This window comes from Streptomyces sp. NPDC055025 (assembly GCF_053608565.1).
On the sequence record NZ_JBSGVS010000037.1, the window covers coordinates 34941 to 52028 of the forward strand.

Annotated in this window: 18 protein-coding genes; 8 read left to right on the plus strand and 10 right to left on the minus strand. The window is 71.4% G+C overall.

The features are described from left to right. Positions 1-68 precede the first annotated feature (68 nt). Positions 69-1160 carry an acyl-CoA desaturase gene (locus ACWGDX_RS22650; RefSeq protein WP_453628180.1) on the plus strand — a complete coding sequence of 364 codons (1092 nt, stop codon included), beginning with the start codon at positions 69-71 and terminating at the stop codon, positions 1158-1160. 66 nt (positions 1161-1226) lie between these two features. Continuing rightward, a complete protein-coding gene (locus ACWGDX_RS22655) occupies positions 1227-1409 on the plus strand; it encodes a hypothetical protein (RefSeq protein WP_453628182.1) in 183 nt (60 codons plus the stop codon). Between the two features lie 79 nt (positions 1410-1488). Here ACWGDX_RS22655 and ACWGDX_RS22660 read toward each other — a convergent pair whose 3' ends face one another. The 3 genes from ACWGDX_RS22660 to ACWGDX_RS22670 form a co-directional block, all read right to left on the minus strand. Beyond that, positions 1489-2454 carry a hypothetical protein gene (locus ACWGDX_RS22660; RefSeq protein WP_453628184.1) on the minus strand — a complete coding sequence of 322 codons (966 nt, stop codon included), beginning with the start codon at positions 2452-2454 and terminating at the stop codon, positions 1489-1491. A 105-nt stretch (positions 2455-2559) separates the two neighbouring features. Next, on the minus strand, positions 2560-2850 hold the full coding sequence (locus ACWGDX_RS22665; protein ID WP_453628186.1) for a hypothetical protein: 291 nt from the start codon (positions 2848-2850) through the stop codon (positions 2560-2562). A 263-nt stretch (positions 2851-3113) separates the two neighbouring features. After that, positions 3114-3713 (minus strand): class I SAM-dependent methyltransferase, encoded by a 600-nt coding sequence (locus ACWGDX_RS22670; protein ID WP_453628188.1) that lies wholly within the window; start codon positions 3711-3713, stop codon positions 3114-3116. Between the two features lie 172 nt (positions 3714-3885). Between ACWGDX_RS22670 and ACWGDX_RS22675 the strand changes: the two genes are divergently transcribed. Both ACWGDX_RS22675 and ACWGDX_RS22680 read left to right on the plus strand, forming a co-directional pair. Beyond that, complete coding sequence (locus ACWGDX_RS22675) at positions 3886-4290, plus strand: YciI family protein (RefSeq protein WP_453628190.1); 405 nt, start codon at positions 3886-3888, stop codon at positions 4288-4290. 171 nt (positions 4291-4461) lie between these two features. Continuing rightward, a complete protein-coding gene (locus ACWGDX_RS22680; protein ID WP_453628267.1) occupies positions 4462-5685 on the plus strand; it encodes an RNA polymerase sigma factor in 1224 nt (407 codons plus the stop codon). 69 nt (positions 5686-5754) lie between these two features. Here the strand turns inward: ACWGDX_RS22680 and ACWGDX_RS22685 are convergent, their stop codons facing one another. Continuing rightward, positions 5755-6363, minus strand: a complete 609-nt coding sequence (locus tag ACWGDX_RS22685) for a CGNR zinc finger domain-containing protein (RefSeq protein WP_453628192.1) — start codon at positions 6361-6363, stop codon at positions 5755-5757. A gap of 103 nt (positions 6364-6466) precedes the next feature. On the opposite strand from ACWGDX_RS22685, the gene ACWGDX_RS22690 reads away from it, so the two are divergent. After that, on the plus strand, positions 6467-7168 hold the full coding sequence (locus tag ACWGDX_RS22690) for an SDR family oxidoreductase (protein ID WP_453628194.1): 702 nt from the start codon (positions 6467-6469) through the stop codon (positions 7166-7168). 220 nt (positions 7169-7388) lie between these two features. On the opposite strand, the gene ACWGDX_RS22695 is transcribed toward ACWGDX_RS22690, so the two are convergent. After that, a complete protein-coding gene (locus ACWGDX_RS22695; RefSeq protein WP_453628196.1) occupies positions 7389-7817 on the minus strand; it encodes a PPOX class F420-dependent oxidoreductase in 429 nt (142 codons plus the stop codon). Positions 7818-7974: 157 nt separating this feature from the next. Here ACWGDX_RS22695 and ACWGDX_RS22700 point away from each other — a divergent pair, with 157 nt between their 5' ends. Then, the gene (locus ACWGDX_RS22700) at positions 7975-8388 is read left to right on the plus strand and encodes a roadblock/LC7 domain-containing protein (RefSeq protein ID WP_453628198.1); all 414 of its coding nucleotides are present in this window, start codon (positions 7975-7977) and stop codon (positions 8386-8388) included. Between the two features lie 132 nt (positions 8389-8520). Then, a complete protein-coding gene (locus tag ACWGDX_RS22705; RefSeq protein WP_453628200.1) occupies positions 8521-9597 on the plus strand; it encodes a DUF6397 family protein in 1077 nt (358 codons plus the stop codon). A gap of 71 nt (positions 9598-9668) precedes the next feature. Here the strand turns inward: ACWGDX_RS22705 and ACWGDX_RS22710 are convergent, their stop codons facing one another. Together ACWGDX_RS22710 and ACWGDX_RS22715 are read right to left on the minus strand one after the other, a co-directional pair. After that, positions 9669-10643 (minus strand): fibronectin type III domain-containing protein, encoded by a 975-nt coding sequence (locus ACWGDX_RS22710; RefSeq protein ID WP_453628201.1) that lies wholly within the window; start codon positions 10641-10643, stop codon positions 9669-9671. A gap of 154 nt (positions 10644-10797) precedes the next feature. Beyond that, a complete protein-coding gene (locus ACWGDX_RS22715; RefSeq protein ID WP_453628203.1) occupies positions 10798-11538 on the minus strand; it encodes a carbonic anhydrase in 741 nt (246 codons plus the stop codon). Positions 11539-11798: 260 nt separating this feature from the next. Here ACWGDX_RS22715 and ACWGDX_RS22720 point away from each other — a divergent pair, with 260 nt between their 5' ends. Then, a complete protein-coding gene (locus ACWGDX_RS22720; RefSeq protein ID WP_453628269.1) occupies positions 11799-12308 on the plus strand; it encodes a GNAT family N-acetyltransferase in 510 nt (169 codons plus the stop codon). A 43-nt stretch (positions 12309-12351) separates the two neighbouring features. On the opposite strand, the gene ACWGDX_RS22725 is transcribed toward ACWGDX_RS22720, so the two are convergent. From ACWGDX_RS22725 to ACWGDX_RS22735, 3 genes are read right to left on the minus strand one after another with little or no spacing between them, the layout of a single operon-like run. Next, positions 12352-13383 (minus strand): LacI family DNA-binding transcriptional regulator, encoded by a 1032-nt coding sequence (locus ACWGDX_RS22725; protein WP_383032458.1) that lies wholly within the window; start codon positions 13381-13383, stop codon positions 12352-12354. Between the two features lie 18 nt (positions 13384-13401). After that, complete coding sequence (locus tag ACWGDX_RS22730; protein ID WP_453628205.1) at positions 13402-14937, minus strand: rhamnulokinase; 1536 nt, start codon at positions 14935-14937, stop codon at positions 13402-13404. A 14-nt stretch (positions 14938-14951) separates the two neighbouring features. Further along, on the minus strand, positions 14952-16994 hold the full coding sequence (locus tag ACWGDX_RS22735; protein ID WP_453628207.1) for a bifunctional aldolase/short-chain dehydrogenase: 2043 nt from the start codon (positions 16992-16994) through the stop codon (positions 14952-14954). Between the last annotated feature and the right edge of the window lie 94 nt (positions 16995-17088).

Here is a 17088-nt window from a genome sequence, read left to right on the forward strand (position 1 = left end):
TTCAAGAGGTCAGCGCCGTCGGCGCGACCTTCCCTCGCTGGACATCGGCCTACAGACCGGAGACCGACATGCCCCAAGCCGCCACCGCCCCCATCGCGGAGCCCATACCCGACCCCGTCGTCGGCCGCGCGGGCGGTAGCGACTTCGCGCCCCTGCTGCGGACGGTGAGGGAACAGGGCCTTCTGGAACGCCGGGCCGCCTGGTACGCCCGGGGGATCACCGTCAACTTCCTCTTCCTCGGCGCGATCGTCACGGGAATGGCGCTTCTCGGCCCGTCCTGGTGGACGCTGCTTCTCGCACCGCCGCTGGCCGTCCTGTCGGCGCGGATGGCGTTCGTCGGCCATGACGCGGGACACTGCCAAGTCACCGCCGACCGTGGTAGGGGCCGGCTGGTGCAGCTCGTCCACGCCAATCTGCTGCTCGGAATGAGCCAGGAGTGGTGGAACGACAAGCACAACAGGCACCACGCCAACCCCAACCACATCGACAAGGACCCGGATGTCGCCGCCGACATCCTCGTCTTCACCCAGCATCAGACGGCCGGCCGTTCCGGTCTGCGTCGCTGGCTGACCCGTCACCAGGCGTGGCTGTTCTTCCCGCTCACCACACTGGAGGGCATCGCCCTCAAGGTGTACGGCTTCCGGGCCGTCTTCACCGGATCCTCCGGGCCCGAGGACGACGGCATGCCCGCCCGTAAGCGCGTGGTGGAGGGCCTGCTCCTCACGGCCCATGTCGTCCTTTATCTCACGCTGCTGCTGACGACCATGACCCTGGGCCAGGCCGTCGTGTTCGCGCTGATCCACCAGATGCTTCTCGGTCTCCATCTGGGGATGGCGTTCGCGCCGAACCACAAGGGCATGGAGATGCCCGACCCCGAGAACAGCGAGGGCTGGGGCCATCTGCGCCGGCAGGTCCTCACCTCGCGCAATGTGCGGGGCGGCATGCTCACGGACTGGTTCCTGGGCGGGCTGAACTATCAGATCGAGCACCATCTCTTCCCGAGCATGCCCCGCCCCCATCTGCGGCTCGCCCAGCCCCTGGTCCGTGCGCACTGCCTCGCGCTGGGCATTCCGTACACCGAGACGGGACTCATCGAGTCGTACCGGCAGGCGCTCGGCCATATGCACCATGTCGGCGAACCGCTGCGCTCGGGCGCATAGTGGAACTGCCGGACCCCGGTGTGCGTTCACCGAGCAGGAGCGGCTCTGCCGCGCAAGGAGGCGTCGATGTCGACAAGGACGAAGCTCGTCATCGGGGGAGTGGCCGTAGGCCTTCTCCTGATGCCGCTGATCGGGTTCTGGTTCTCGCTGCTGGTGGTTCTGGGAGTGCCCGCCGCCGCGTATCTGATGCTGGACCCGTCGCAGCGCCGCAGGCTGCGCCGGATCAGCCGGAAAGAGATAGGCCGCTGAGCCGGCGGGAGCCCGGGGGACGCGGTGCGATGTCGGCGCTAGCCGAGGCGCGATGACGACGGCCTGACCGTGCGAGCGGTCAGGCCGGACGTACGGCCATCCTGTCGAGCGCGATCAGCAGCGCGGGCAGTTCGGTGCCACGGCCGACCGGCAGGACCTCGCCCGGCTCCTCGTCCAGCAGGACGAACGCCATGTCGTCGGTCCTGGCGACGAACGACCAGCCGGGGCCGTCGGCGCGCAGTGTCCTGGCCTCGTCCGGGGCGAAGCTGGAGCGGACACGCCCGAGCGGCGGGGCGGATTCGACATAGGAGCGCAGCTCGTCCAGTACGTGCCGTACCCCCCGATGCGCGGAGGCCGCCGGTTCCCGGTCGCTCTCCGCGCTGTCGGGGGTCTCGGCGTTCAGAGTCCTCGCGTTCGCGGAGTCGGCGGTCGCGGTCTCCGCGTCGGGGGTCGCGGGCACCGCGCCGGCGATCCGCTCCCGCCATACCGCCCACTGAAGGGCGACCTCGTCCGCACCGAGCCGGCGCTGGGCGGGGCCCCAGCCGTCGGTGTCGGGTGGGGTGAGCGGGCGCCAGGAGCTGTCTCCGTGACCGTCGGCCTGCCCGCTCCCGTCCGCTTCCCCGCTCCCGTCCGCTTCCCCGTTCCCGTTCCCGTTCACATCGCCTTCGTCGGAGCCGGGATCCGGCTGGGGGTCGTGCGGGGCGGGCAGGCCGGGCGCCCGTACGGACAGGGCGAGGGGCCAGCCGGGCAGCGCGCGGACCACGGTCCGTTCCCCCGGCGACAGGTCGTACGCGATACCGCAGTCCCAGGACGCGATCGCCACGGCGACCAGCGAGACGTCGTCCACCACCACCGTCCAGCGGGCTCCCTCCGCGTCCTGGCCCATGACCAGGCCGTATCCGCGGGTGTAGGGCTCCAGCCCGAGGGCGGCACAGGCCTCCGGATAATCGTCGCCGAGCACGGTGGGAAATCGCGCGGGTGTGAGCAGCGCGGCGGTCAGCACATACAGCGGGTCATCGTCCACGGAGTCGTCCGTTCCGGCCACGGCACCTCCCCATCCGATCCGTTGTCGGCGCACCCTAGCCAGTGGGTGACGCGGACGTCGAGAGTCCGGAACGAGCCGCTCGTCACAGGGCGAACGAGCCGCTCGTCACAGGGCGGGCAGGCCCAGCAGGCTCCGTGCCACGGTCTGCGGGGACTCGTCGCGCTCCCGCGCGAGGGCGATGACCGCACGGCAGGCGAGTTCGCTGACACCGAAGGAGAGTGCCTCGGGCGAGACCCAGGACGCCGCCTCGTCGGCCCGCCGCTGATCGTCCTCCGCAGACGCCGAGACATAGGTGGCGGCGGCCTCGAACAGATTGCCCCGCCGGGGGCGGGGCGGCTCGGTGGCCGGGGCAGCGGCACGATCCGTACCGAGGAGCCTGCGCACTCTGTCGAACACGGGTCCACCTTCCCCCTGCTGTCTGGCGCGGCCGCTGTCTGCCACGTCACGTCTGCCACCGCGCGGTCTGCCACGTCACGTCTGCCACGTCACGGTCAGCGACCGCGCGGTCCGCGAAGGAACTCTCGGTCACGGAGCTTCCCGTCCCGCGGTTCCCGTCCTCCAACGTACGGTCGGCGGGGCTCCGGCAGAAGACCGCCCGTGCCCGGTGCACCGCTGAACGGGCCGTGTGGCCACGGGAAGCGCCCGGTGCCGCCGCCGGATCAGTCCTGGCGGACCGCCAGCGCCAGAAAGCGGGAGTCCTCGTCGGTGTACGACTCCAGCCGCCAGCCGGAATCCGCGAGCAGGGGACCGAGACGGGGCTCGGCCCGCAGATCGTCGTCCGTGATCCGCCGTCCCTGCCGGGCGGCCAGTGCTTCACGGCCGAGGGGATGGAACAGCGCCAGTCGGCCGCCGGTCCGCACCACCCTGGCCAGCTCGCGCAGATTCTTCGCAGGGCGCGGAAGGTGGGAGATCAGCCCCGCGCCGAAGACCGCGTCCAACGAACGCGGGCGCAGCGGCAGCCGGCCCACATCGGCGAGCAGCAGCCGCCCGCTCCGGCCACGCCCGGCCCGTCCGGCCTCCGCCAGCATCTCCGGGGTCAGATCGGCTCCCAGCACCGTGCCCCGCGGGCCCACGGCGGCCCGCAGGGGCGCCAGCGCGCGCCCTGTCCCGCATCCCGCGTCCAGGACCGCGTCACCGGGACGCAGCCCGAGGTCGGCGACGGCCGCGGCGTAGGCGGGACCGTCGTCCGGGAAGCGGGTGTCCCAGCCGGCCGCCCTGGCACCGAAGAATTCTCGTACATGTGTGTGATCGTGGGCCATGGCGGCATGCTCCCGTAGGAGCGGCCCGCACCGCGACGCGCGGGCCGCGGAGATTGCGGCTAACTTTTTCTGAGAATCTTCCCGCGTCCTCGTCGAGGACGTCGAAATCGCGGCGCGTGCTTCTACCTGTCCGTGAGAGCGCCCGCAGGGGCGCGACAGTGAGGAGAAGGTCATGAAGTACATGCTGCTGATGCAGTTCAGTGAGAAGACCGTGGACTTCCCGCCGGTCACGGAGTGGGCGCCGGAGGAGATCCAGGCCCATATCGCCTTCATGCGCGACACCAACACGAAGTTCGCGGAGACGGGCGAGCTGGTGACGGCCGAGGGGCTGGCGGGGCCCGACCAGGCCAGGATCGTACGGGCCGGGGGCGGCGGCGGGGCGCCCGTTGTCACCGAGGGTCCCTATCCTGAGACGAAGGAATTCCTGGCCGGGTACTGGATCGTCGACTGCGACAGTGCCGAGCGGGCGGTGGAGCTCGCCGCGCATGTGTCCACGGCTCCGGGCCCCGGCGGCAAGCCGCTGAACATGCCGATCGAGGTACGCCAGGTGATGGCGGGACCGCCCGAGGAGATGTGAGCACTGACTGATCCGACGCCCCTCACCGACCGAACGACGGATCCGCGAACCGGTCGGACGGCCGGTCCGGCGAGTCAGGCCGCTGGCCGGGCCGCCGACCGGGCCACCGACCCGTTCACCGGTCCGGGTACCACGGCCGGCGCGGGCCCCGGGGGCACATCCGCCGAGGACCTGCTGCGCACCCTGGCGCCGCAGGTCGTCGGCGTGCTCACCCGCCGGTACGGGGACTTCGGCGCCGCCGAGGACGCCGTACAGGAAGCGCTGCTGGCGGCGGCGACCCAGTGGCCCCACGAGGGCGTGCCGGGCAATCCGCGCGGCTGGCTGATCCAGGTCGCGAGCCGCCGTATGACCGAGCGGGTGCGGAGCGAGCAGGCGCGCCGCCGCCGTGAGGACCTGGTGGCCGGACAGGTGCCCGCCGACCGGCGGTCGGCGCCGCCCGCGGACAGCGACGCGCCGGTGGACCGGGACGACTCGCTGATCCTGCTCTTCCTGTGCTGCCATCCGGCGCTGTCACCCAGCGCGGCGATCGCGCTGACCCTGCGCTGTGTGGGCGGTCTGACGACGGCCGAGATCGCCCGCGCCTTCATGGTGCCCGAGGCGACCATGGGACAGCGGATCAGCCGGGCCAAACAGCGGATCAAGGCATCGGGGATCCCGTTCCTGATGCCGGACGGCAAGGATCGCGAGCGGCGGTTGGACGCCGTGCTGCATGTCCTTTATCTGATCTTCAACGAGGGGTACGCGACCGGCGAAGGGCCCGATCTGCAACGGATCGAGCTGTCCCGGGAGGCGATCCGGCTGACCCGGGCCGCGTACGGACTGCTCCCGGACGACAGCGAGGTCGCGGGACTGCTGGCGCTGATGCTGCTCACCCATGCCAGAAGCGCGGCACGCACCGGTCCGGACGGTGAGCTCGTCCCGCTGGCGGAGCAGGACCGGAGCCGCTGGGACGCGCGGGCGGTCGAGGAGGGCACGGCGCTGATCACGGCCACCCTGCCCAAAGGACCCCTCGGTCCGTACCAGGTCCAGGCGGCGATCGCCGCCGTCCATGACGAGGCGGCGACGGCCGCGGACACCGACTGGCCGCAGATCCTCGCGCTGTACGGAGTGCTGGAGCAGCTCGGCGCCAATCCGGTCGTCTCGCTCAACCGGGCGGTGGCCGTCGCGATGGTGCGCGGGCCGGAGGCCGGGCTCGGCATCCTCGAGTCGCTCGACAAGGAGGGCCGACTGACCGGGAATCACCGGTTGTCGGTGGTCCGCGCCCATCTGCTGGAGATGGCGGGCGACCGGCAGGGCGCGGTGGAGAACTACCGGGAGGCGGCACGTCGTACGACCAGTCTTCCGGAGCGCGACTATCTGACGATCCGGGCCGCCCGGCTGGCGACGGCTCCCTGATCCGGGGAGTCCGCCGGTCGGCGGCGGTGCCCCCGCTCACCGATCGGTCTCACCGATCGGTCCGGGTGCTCACGCCTGCCGATCGGTCCGGCTGCCCTCTCTGCTCTTTCTGCGCTCCCGTGAGGCGCGGAGATTGACGGCATTGCCGCAGATGCGCACGTCGTGCCAGACACCGCTGTTGTTGCGTGACGTGTCGTAGAAGGCGGACCCGCACGCGACGCTGCGGCAGAGCTTCAGCCGGGGCCAGAGGCCGGCACGCTGGGCGAGCAGCGTCTCCGACCAGAGCGCCGATTCGAGCCACTGGCATCCCCGGCCGACCGGGATCATCCGTACCTGGCCCTGGGCGTCGGGGGCGAGCCGCACCGGCACGCCGTGATCGGTCCGCTCGGACCCGGGCACGCCGCTTCCCGCCGCGGCGATCATCTCCGCGAAGGCCGACCTCAGCTCGCGGAGCGTCCGAGGATCCGACGCCGACAGCGTGCAGTCGGGGGTGTCGAGGCCCCGGACCCGCGCCCACTCCCCGGCGGCACCGGTCAGCCACTCCTCGGCGGACCCACGGTCGGCCAGCAGATCAGGCGCGTACTGCTGGATCGCGCGCGTGTTGATCAGTTCCTGCACCAGTGCGAGTCCGTCGGGAGCCTGGCGTACGCGGTACCGGTCACTGGCTGCCCAAGACATAACCGAATCCTACTTGACTATGTCGGCGAGGGCGAGCACGCTGGCGACAGAGGCAAATCGATTTCGACTATGTCGTTATGAACCGTCATCCAAGGAGAACGTCATGACCGCCGTCAGCGGAGCAACCGTCCTGGTCACTGGTGGACAGCGCGGACTAGGCCGGGCTTTCGTACAGGAACTGCTGGAGGCGGGGGCCGCCAAGGTGTACGCCACCGCCCGTACGCCCGTCGCCGATCCCGACCCCAGGGTCGTTCCCGTACCGCTCGAGGTGACGGACGCGGACTCGGTGGCGGAGCTGGCGCGCGTCGCGGACGATGTCTCCATCGTTTTCAACAACGCGGGGATCGGTGCCGTCGGCTCCCTCGTCACGGTCGACCTGGACGCCGTGAAGGAGCTCTTCGAGGCCAATGTCTTCGGTGCGCTGAGGGTGGCTCAGGCCTTCGCCCCCATCCTGGCGGCCCAGGGCGGCGGCGCACTGGTCGACATCCATTCGGCACTGTCCTGGGCGGCCGGCAGCGGCGCCTACGGTGCGACGAAGGCGGCATTCTGGTCGCTCACCAACTCGCTCCGGCTGGAACTGGCCCCGCAGGGCACCCAGGTGGTGGGTGTGCATCTCGGCTACACCGACACCGACATGATCCGGGCGCTGGACGTGCCCAAGGGCGATCCCCGGGCGGTGGCGCGCGCGGTTCTCACCGCGCTGGAGAAGGGGGAGAGCGAGGTGCTCGCGGATGACGCGAGCCACTTCTTCAAGGCCGCGCTCTCGGGTCCGGTCGAGGGGCTGAGCCTGCCGACCGCCGCCTGACACCCGCCGGCCGACGGCGGCGAGGGGGAAGCCTGCCGTGACGGAGTGGGCCCCGACCGCGCGGAGAGCGGAGCCGGGGCCCACTCCTTTCGCTCTGCGCGGGGCCAGTCGGTCTGCCGCGGGGCGGGCCCTGCTCCGTCCGGGCCGTCGCGATCCGCCGCGGACCGGACGGCCGGGCGTGTCAGCCCGCCGTGTCGGTCCGAGGTGTCGGCCCGTCGTGTCAGTCGGCGACGGAGGCGAAGGCCGAGACCTTGTCGGCCTTGAGGCGCACCACCAGCTCACCCGGTACTCCATTGCGCTCCCCGAACTCCGCCGCGCGCTCCTCACCCATGTACCGCGCCGCGATCCGCGTCGCCCAGGTGCGCAACCGCTCCGGCTCCTCGTCGATTTCGGCGCGTCCCTGGATCACCACGAAGGCGAACGGCGGACGTTCGTCGTCCACACACAGCGCCGCTCTGCCGTCACGCAGCAGATTGCGTCCCTTCACGGTCTCCCTGCCGGTGTTGAAGACAAGATCGTCGCCGTCCAGCACGAACCAGACGGGCGCGATGTGCGGACTCCCGTCGGCCCGTACGGTGGACAGTTTCGCGGTGCGTGTCCCCTCGGAGACGAAGGCCTGCCATTCGTCCTTGCTCATGTGTCTCGCCATGCCCGTATTTTCCGTCGGGCACGCGCCCCGCGCGATACGACGCCCCGGGTGTGCGCCGGGGCCCCGGGGCCCGGCGAGCGCTTGCCCGGGAGCGGCGGGTGCGGAAGGCTACGGGGCGTTGCGAGCCAGGGGAACATCTGAACGGGGAGGAACGGCAATGCCACTCGAAAAGGGACTTGACTGGCTGTTGGACGACTTGACCGAGCGAGTCGAGCACATACAGCACGCGCTGGTCCTGTCCAACGACGGTCTGGTGACGGGAGCCAGTGCGGGACTGGCGCGCGAGGACGCGGAGCATCTCGCCGCCGTCTCCTCGGGGCTGCACAGCCTCGCCCGGGGATCAGGACGCCACTTCAGGGCGGGCCAGGCCCGGCAGACCATGGTCGAGTTCGACGAGGCGGTGCTGTTCGTCACCGCGGCCGGCGACGGCAGTTGTCTGTGCGTACTGACCACGGCGGAGGCCGATGTCGGTCAGGTCGCCTATGAGATGACGCTGCTCGTCAACCGGGTCGGCGAGCATCTCGCAGTCGCGGTCAGGCAATCCGGTCACAGCAGTCTGAGTGGCCTCTGAGCTGGTCTTTCCGCTCGGCCCTCGGAGTTGTCCACAGGCCTGACGGAGAACGTGGCCATCGCGCTACGGTCGTCACCGGGAGTAATCGCGAGTGATCGCGAGAGAGACAACGACTCACGGGGGAGGACCACCATGTCCGTCAGCGATGCCCAGGGCGACATCCGCAGCCGGCGCCGAGGCCGGAGCGAAGTCCGGTACGGGAACGGGGATCAGGGCCAGGAGCCAGGCCTGGTCCCGGGCGTGTCCATGGATACGACGGCTGTGGATACGACGGCGGCGACCGCCGCCACGGCCGGGGCGGCGGAGCCCGCCGAGAAGAAGCCGCGCACGGCACGTACGGTCGGTGTCGTGCGGGCCGCGCGGGAGCTGGAGCTGAGACGCGGAGAGTTCGAGCTCGCCGCGCAGCTGGGCCATATCCGCACCATCGCCGGACCGGCCGCCGGGCGGCGGCAGGTCACCCGACAGGAGATCGACCGGCTGCGGGCGGCGGAGGGATTCCCGGAGGCGCTGCGCGAGCGGGCGCGTACGGTGGGGACGGCGGAGGGCGCGGAGCTGCTGACCGTCAGTCCGGGCCGCTTCACCCGGCTGGCACGGGCGGGATTCATCGCTCCGGTGAGGTTCTATCTGAACCGGTATCGCGCGGTCGTCTGGCTCTATCCCGCCGATGAGGTAAGGACATTCGCCGCCCGGGAACCGGCGCTGCTCACCGGCCGGCTGCCAGGGCCGCTCCGACATGGTCCGGACGCGGAGGAGGACCGGCGTCCGCGCAACTGGCGGGGCAGGCGCATCGGTCATCTGCTGCACGAGAGCGAGGATCCGTGGGAGCGCGCGGCCGTCGTCGGCTGTGTGCTGGACCCGGCCCTGCTGGCCGAGTTGGTGCCTGATCCCTACGAACGGGCCCAGCTGCACCGGCTGCGGCCCGAACTCGCCCCCGGCCAGCCGGAATCGGAGGCGGCGCGGGCGACGGTGCGGCGGCTGGTGGTGGCCGACCATCCGGACGAGATCCGATGGCACCGCACGAACCTGGACGCGCTCATGACGGAGGCAAGGCGCGCCCGCCCCGTCCCGCGCCCCGCCGGTCCGTATGAGGACGGGGCGCCACCTCGGGCGCGGAGAGCCCCCGAGCCGTCATGCCCGGCTGCTCGCAGAGGTCTGCTGAGCCGGCTGCGGATCGGCGGTGAGCGACGCGGGCCGGCCCGTCGGCCATGACGGCTGTGTGGCGCGGGGACCGTCAGGGGCAGGTCCCGTCAGGGGCGGCCTCCACGGGTGGCGATGGCGCGTCAGGGGCTGGTCTCGCCCGTGACGATGGCGCGTTCCGGGGAGAACTTTCCCCAGTTGCCGTCGGGCAGCTTGGCACGGAGCTTCACCCGGTAGGTCTCGCCGGCCTTCTTGCTCACATACACGCTGTAGGTGGCCCGGCCCTTGGGGGCCTCACCGCCCCAGATCAGGGTCGTCGCGAAGGCGCCGTCGACATAGATCTGGTAGGAGGGGACCTCGCCGCCCGTCTTCGGCGCCAGCCAGGACAGATCGACATAGTGTGCGCCGTCGGCGGCGTGTGTCGCGGCCCGGAAGTCGATCGGGGCGGTGTCGGGGTCGTCGCCGGGCCCGCGCGGGGTGGTGATCTCGGCGGTGCGGCTGGCGGGCGAGGTGTTGTCCGCCGCGTCCCGGGCGGTGACCGTGAAGCGGTAGTGGGTCCCCGGCCGCAGCCGGGTGATCCGCGCGGTGGTCGTGTCACCGCCCACGCTATGGATCTTGGAGTCGCCCTGGTAGATGTCGTAGGAGGTGATGCCCTGGTCACCGGCGGGCCTGGCCCAGCTCAGCCGTGCGGCCCGCGCGCCGTCGCTCTTGCCGGTCAGCTTCTCCGGACGGGCGGGTGCTTCCTTGTCCTCCGCGACCGCGGCGGGTGTGGTGACGGCTATCTCACCGCTGTACGGCGAGAAGGCGCCCTCGTCGGTCCTGGCCCGGACGGAGAAGGTGTACGCGGTCGACGGCTTCAGCCCGGTGACATCGATCATGGTCTTCTCGGCCGGGACGTCCTTGATCTTCGTCTTGCCCCGGTACACCTCATAGCCCTTGATCCCGGCCTTCGCCGGGGGCTGGTTCCACATGACATGGACCGAAGTGGCGCTGCCCGCCTGGACCGTGACCCCGGCCGGTGCCGAAGGGGCCTTGTCCTCCTCGTCGTTCGAGCCGCAGGCGGCCAGTGTGAGTACAACGGCGGACATGAGCGCGGCAAGACTGACGATCCTGGGCATGGCCGTGTCCTCCACCCGGGGGCAATGGTCTAGACATATATGGCACAGGTGTCGCGACCACATCAAGGGGGAGGGGTGTATTCGTTCCCTGGCCGGGGGTTGCTCCATCCCCGGCCAGGGACCATTCGGACAAAGAGCGGAAGCGCGGAGGGGGTCAGATCCTGTGGACGAGCTGGGTGCCCAGCTCGTAACGGGCGCCGACGATGGCCAGCTTGCCCTCGGCCACCTTGGCCGCGAGGTCGGGCTCCGCGGCCAGACGTCCGGTCACCCGGGCGACATTGGCGGTGACGGTCGCGTCCACGCGCGCGTCACCCTCCACGGAGTGCACGATCGCCGGGCGGATCTGGTCGGCCAAGTACTGTATGTGGGCGGGGAGTTCCTCGCCGGACTTCTCGGCTTCGACAGCCGCGGCCACGGCGCCGCAGGACTGGTGCCCGAGGACGAGGACGAGCGGGATCCCCAGCTCCAGCACGCCGTAGGCGATGCTGCCGAGGACGGCCTCGTCGAGGACCTCGCCGGCCGACCGTACCGTCATCAGATCGCCGAGGCCCTGGTCGAAGACCAGCTCCGGCGGTACCCGGGAGTCGATGCAGCCGAGGACGAGGGCGAAGGGGTGCTGTCCCGAGACAAGCGCCTGACGCACGGTCTCGGTCTCGTGCGGGTGCTGCTCCCGGAAGGTCCGCCAGCGCCGGTTGCCGTCGGAGAGTTCGCGGAGGGCCTCGTCCGGAGTGGTCGGACGCGGACGGGGCAGGTGGCGGTCCGCGGCGCCCGCGGAGGGCGCGGCGATGGCCACACCGGCCGTGGCGGCGCCACCGGCCAGGGCGGCGCGGAGCAGCGTGCGGCGGGGTGTGCCGGTCGCTGCGGAGGGTCTATTCGCATGTCTGGTCGATATCACGGCCGGAGACTATCCAGGAGACCCTTGGGCATTGGCTGGTCTTGGCGCATTATTGACCCTCTCTTGAATCAACCGCACCTCATCTACCAGTGATTTGGAGCAAATGCGGACGTAGTTCAGTCACTGTCCAGCCATGCCCAGGTATTCGAACAGGCAGGCACGTGAGCATGGTTGACCCTGGCACGGCAAGGATCCGTGGCCCGCTGTGGTTGCATGGTTCGGTGAATCGACAGACATTGCCGAAAGCCGATGACATCCCGATGTGCGATGTCCGGCGCCGCGGCGAGAACGACCTGGCCGATTGCCTGCGGGTGCTCGCCGAGGTGCACAAAGTTGACGGCTATCCCGTGAACTGGCCGGAGAGCGCGGCCGACTGGCTGGCGGGCCCCACGCAACTGGCCGCCTGGGTCGCCGAACTGGACGGACGGATCGTCGGCCATGCCGCTCTCACCCCGGCCGGCGCGGATGATGTGGCCCCCGCCCTCTGGAGCAGCCGGACGGGAACGCCCGTCACCGACACCGTCGTACTGGGCCGTCTGTTCGTCGCCCGCTCGGCGCGCGGCCATGGGATCGGCGGTCTGCTGATGTCCCAGGCCGCACGGGAGGCCCGCGAACGCGGTCTGCACCCCGTACTGGACGTCGTGGCCTGCGACACCGCCGCTGCCGCGGCCGCGCTCTACGAACGCCTCGGCTGGAATCTGATGGCCGTCGTCGACCAGCGCTGGAGCCCGGACCGGACGGTCAAGGTCCACTGCTACGCGGCTCCGTAGCCGGTCCAGGTGTTCCGACGCCCCGTCACCGACGGGCCGGCGGTCAGCGCGTCGGCCGGTCCAGCCGGCGTGTCGAGCGGCGCACCACCAACTCGGGCTGGAGCACGACGGAGCGGTGTCCGTGCTGCTCCGCGTCCGGTCCCGTCTCGTCCATCAGCATCTCCGCCGCCGCGCGCCCCATCGCGTCGGCCGGCTGCCGTACGGAGGTGAGCGGTACGACGGCCGCGGCGGCGAACTCGATGTCGTCGTACCCGACGATCGACACATCGCCGGGCACATCGACCCCGGCTCCGTACATCGCTTGCAGCACACCCAGCGCGAGCAGGTCGTTGGCACAGAACACGGCGGTCGGACGCTCCGCCAGACCCAGCAGCCGTGCTCCGGCGTCGATACCGGAGGCGACATCCAGCCGCGCCGACTCCACCTGCCGCAGGGCCCCTTCGGGCAGACCGGCCTCGCGCAGCGCGGCCAGCGCGCCCGTACGGCGGTCCCGGCACTGGGGGAGCGACATCGGGCCGCTGATATAGGTCACGGACCGGTGTCCGGCCGCCAGCAGATGCCGGACCGCGAGCGCGCCGCCCGCCACATCGTCCACCGAGACGGAGCACCCCTCGTCGGCGGGCACGGCCCGGTCGACATGGACGTACGGAATGCCCTGACGCGCGAACTCCCGCACGGTGCTGCCGGACGCGTCGGTCGGGGTGAGCAGCACCCCGCGCACCCGCTGCTCGGCGAAGAGCGCCAGATACTCCGCCTCCTCGGCCGCGCTGCCCGCGCTGTTGCAGAGCATCACCCCGAGCCCGGCCTCGCGCGCGGCGCGCTCGGCGCCCTTGGCGACGGCGACGAAGAAGGGGTTCGCCATGTCGAGGACGAGGATGGCCAGGATCCGGCTGGTACCGACCCGGAGCTGGCGGGCCGTCTCGCTCCGTACGAAACCGAGTTGGTCGATCACGGCGCGGACCCGTACGAGCGTGTGCTGCGACACCTTCTCGGGCCGGTTCAGCACATTCGAGACGGTCCCGACCGAGACCCCGGCCAGCCGGGCCACGTCCTTGATGCCGACCGTCTGCGCCACGCGTTCCTGCCCGTTCTGTCACATCGTCTGGGGACCTCTGTCCGGTAGGACCATCATATGCGGGGTATGCCCCTCGATGAGTGCCGCGGCCCGGTCCCAGCGGGCCCGGTCACCGGCCGGCTCGTACCGGCGAAGCTCCAGCGTGGCGCGGAGCAGGGCGCGCAGCTCGGCGAGACCGCCGCGCACGGCGCCCGCCGCGCGTGCCTGTACGAGTACGTTGCCGAGGGCCGCCGCCTCCGCGGGCCCCGCCACCACGGGCAGTCCGCAGGCATCGGCGGTGAGCCGGCACAGAAGCCCGTTGCGGGCGCCGCCACCCACGACATGCACGGTGTCCACGGCGCGGCCGGAGAGCCGCTGGGCGTCCTCGATCGCACGCCGGTGCGCCAGGGCCAGCGAGTCCAGCACACACCGCGTGGTCTCGGCCGGCCCCTCCGGTGGCCGCACGCCCAGGCGGCGGCACGCGTCCGCGATCCGCCGGGGCATGTCGCCGGGCGCGAGGAAAGCGGGGTCGTCGGCGTCGACGTACGACCGCAGTCCGGGCACCTCGGCGGCCTCGCGCAGCAGCCGGTCCAGCCGTTGCGGTGGGCCGGCCGCCTCCCAGGTGCGCAGGCACTCCTGGAGCAGCCACAGACCCATGATGTTGCGCAGATGGAGGACCGTGCCGTCGACGCCCAGTTCATTGGTGAAGTTGGCGCGTCTGCTCTCCTCGGTGAGGACGGGCGCGTCCAGTTCCACCCCCGCCAGGGACCAGGTGCCGGTCGCGACATACGCGAACCTGTCGTCCGTCGCGGGCACCGCCGCGACGGCGGACGCCGTGTCGTGCGAGCCGACCGCCGTCACCGGAACAGGCCCGGACAGACCGGTCTCCGCCAGCACCTCCGGGAGCAGTTCACCGGCCCGGTCACCCGGTCCGCGCAGCGGCGCGAACAGGGTGAGATCGATGCCGAGCGCGTTGGCGACCGACCGGGACCAGCCACGGGCACGGGGGTCGATGAGCTGGGTGGTGGAGGCATTGGTGAGTTCGGTCCCGGCCTCGCCGGTGAGCCAGTACACGAGGAGGTCGGGGATCAGCAGCAGCCGCCGCGCGGCGCCCAGCGCGGCGGTGCCCCGCGCCGAGGTGAGCTGGTACAGGGTGTTGAACGGGAGGTACTGGAGGCCGGTCGCCGCGTACAGCCCGGCCGGTGGCAGCACGGCGCCCACCAGCGCCGCCTGGCCCTCGGTACGCGTGTCGCGGTAGTGCACGGGGTTGCCGAGCAGCGCACCGTCCGCGTCGAGCAGTCCGTAGTCGACGCCCCAGGTGTCGACGCCGACGCTCGCCGGCGCCCGTCCCGCCGCCCTGCCCGCGGCCCGCAGCCCGTCCAGGACACCTCCGTACAGGGACAGGATGTCCCAGTGCAGTGTGCCGGCGGTCCGCACCGGGCGGTTGGGGAACCGGTGCACCTCCTGGAGACGCAGTGTGCCCGCGCCACGGCCGGAGACACGGCCGACCATGACACGGCCGCTGGACGCGCCGAGATCGACGGCGGCGAAGGGGAGTGGCGCGGTGGATGACACGACGGACCTCGTTCTCAGCGCAGGAACGCCGCCGCCACCCCGGCGTCGACCGGTACATGCAACCCTGTGGTGTGGCTGAGATCGCCGCCCGTCAGGGCGAACACCGCGTTGGCCACATGCTCGGGCAGCACTTCCCGCTTGAGCAGTGTGCGCTGGGCGTAGAACTCGCCGAGCCGCTCCTCCTCCACGCCGTACACCGCCGCCCGTTCGGCGCCCCAGCCGCCCGCGAAGATCCCCGAACCGCGCACCACCCCGTCGGGGTTGACACCGTTGACCCGGATCGAGAGCGCGCCCAGCTCGGCGGCGAGCAGCCGCACCTGATGGGCCTGGTCGGCCTTGGCCGCGGAGTAGGCGATGTTGTTGGGACCCGCGAACACGGCGTTCTTGGAGGCGACATAGACGATGTCGCCGCCGAATCCCTGATCGGTCATCACCCGGACCGCCTCACGCGAGACCAGGAAGGAGCCTCGGGCCATGATGGCGTGCTGGAGGTCCCAGTCCCGCGCGGTGGTCTCCGGCAGGGACTTGGAGATCGAGATACCGGCGTTGTTGACGATCAGATCCACCCCGCCGAAGGCGAGGACGGCCGCGTCGACCGCCGTCCTGATCTGCTCCTCGTCCGTCACGTCGACGGTGACCGCCACCGCAGTGTCGGTGCCGCCCAGTTCCCCGGCGACCGCCGTCGCGCTCCCGGAGTTGAGATCGGCGACCACCACACACGCGCCCTCGGCGGCCAGCCGGTGCGCGATCGCCCTGCCGATCCCCGAACCCGCGCCCGTCACCAGCGCGACCCGGCCCGCCAGCGCCTTCGGCGCGGGCATACGGCGCAGCTTGGCCTCCTCCAGCTCCCAGTACTCGATCCGGAACTTCTCGGACTCCTCGATCGGCGCGTACGAGGAGACGGCCTCGGCCCCGCGCATCACATTGACGGCGTTGAGATAGAACTCCCCGGCCACCCGGGCGGTCTGCTTGTCCTTGCCGAAGGAGAACATGCCCACACCCGGCACCAGCACGATCGCCGGATCCGCCCCGCGCATCGGCGGGGAGCCGGGCGCCGCGTGCCGTTCGTAGTACGCCCGGTACTCCGCGCGGTAGTCGGAGTGCAGCTCGGCCAGTCGCTCCCTCATCCGCTCCAGCGGCGCCCCGGCGGGCAGATCGAGCACCAGGGGGCGGACCTTGGTCCGCAGGAAGTGGTCGGGACAGGAGGTGCCCAGGGCGGCCAGCCTGGGATGTTCCGCGCGGGAGAGGAAGTCGAGGAGCGGCTCCGCGGCGGTGTAGTGGCCGATCTGGCGCCGGTCGGTGGAGGCCAGACCACGGATCAGCGGGGCCAGCGCCGCCGCCTTCGCCCGCCGCTCGGCCTCGGGCAGCGGCTCGTACCCCGGCAGGACGGGACCGAAGGGCTCCGCCCCGCCGCGCTCGGCGAGGAACGCCTCGGCGGTACGGATGATGTGCAGCGAATTGCGCTCGCACTCCCGCGAGGTGGCGCCCCAGGCGGTGATGCCGTGGCCGCCGAGCACACAGCCGATCGCCCGGGGGTTCGCCTCCTTGACCGCGGCGATGTCCAGGCCGAGCTGGAAGCCGGGCCTGCGCCAGGGCACCCAGACCACGGTGTCGCCGAAGCATTCGGCCGTCAGCTTCTCCCCGTCGGCCGCGCAGGCCAGGGCGATACCCGAGTCGGGATGGAGATGGTCCACATGAGGGGCGTCGACCAGTCCGTGCATCGCGGTGTCGATGGAGGGGGCCGCCCCGCCCTTGCCGTGCAGGCAGTAGTCGAACGCGGCGACCATCTCGTCCTCGCGCGCCGCCCCCGGGTGGACCGCCGCCAGCGCGCGCAGCCGGTCGACGCGGAGCGCGGCGAGGCCGTCGGCCGTGAGGGTGCCCAGATCGCCGCCCGAGCCCTTGACCCACATCAGTTCGACGTCGTCGCCGGTCACGGGGTCGGTGGCGGATCCCTTCGCGGAGGTGTTGCCGCCGGCGTAGTTGGTGTTGCGCGGATCGGCGCCGAGCCGGTGCGAGCGGTCGAGCAGCTCGGCCGCCACCGGGTGCGTGGCTGTCACGGGATGCACGGTGGCCACGGGTTGCACGGCTGCCACCGGGTGCGCGGCCGGCACCGGGTGGGGGTGAGGCTGGTCGGTCATCATGTCCCTTTGT

Coding starts and splice junctions, on each gene's coding strand:
- ACWGDX_RS22695 (WP_453628196.1), bottom strand. CDS start 7,817: ATGGCGAGACACATGAGCAAGGACGAATGGCAGGCCTTCGTCTCCGAG.
- ACWGDX_RS22670 (WP_453628188.1), bottom strand. CDS start 3,713: ATGGCCCACGATCACACACATGTACGAGAATTCTTCGGTGCCAGGGCG.
- ACWGDX_RS22700 (WP_453628198.1), top strand. CDS start 7,975: ATGCCACTCGAAAAGGGACTTGACTGGCTGTTGGACGACTTGACCGAG.
- ACWGDX_RS22650 (WP_453628180.1), top strand. CDS start 69: ATGCCCCAAGCCGCCACCGCCCCCATCGCGGAGCCCATACCCGACCCC.
- ACWGDX_RS22685 (WP_453628192.1), bottom strand. CDS start 6,363: ATGTCTTGGGCAGCCAGTGACCGGTACCGCGTACGCCAGGCTCCCGAC.
- ACWGDX_RS22720 (WP_453628269.1), top strand. CDS start 11,799: ATGTGCGATGTCCGGCGCCGCGGCGAGAACGACCTGGCCGATTGCCTG.
- ACWGDX_RS22710 (WP_453628201.1), bottom strand. CDS start 10,643: ATGCCCAGGATCGTCAGTCTTGCCGCGCTCATGTCCGCCGTTGTACTC.
- ACWGDX_RS22675 (WP_453628190.1), top strand. CDS start 3,886: ATGAAGTACATGCTGCTGATGCAGTTCAGTGAGAAGACCGTGGACTTC.
- ACWGDX_RS22655 (WP_453628182.1), top strand. CDS start 1,227: ATGTCGACAAGGACGAAGCTCGTCATCGGGGGAGTGGCCGTAGGCCTT.
- ACWGDX_RS22705 (WP_453628200.1), top strand. CDS start 8,521: ATGTCCGTCAGCGATGCCCAGGGCGACATCCGCAGCCGGCGCCGAGGC.
- ACWGDX_RS22690 (WP_453628194.1), top strand. CDS start 6,467: ATGACCGCCGTCAGCGGAGCAACCGTCCTGGTCACTGGTGGACAGCGC.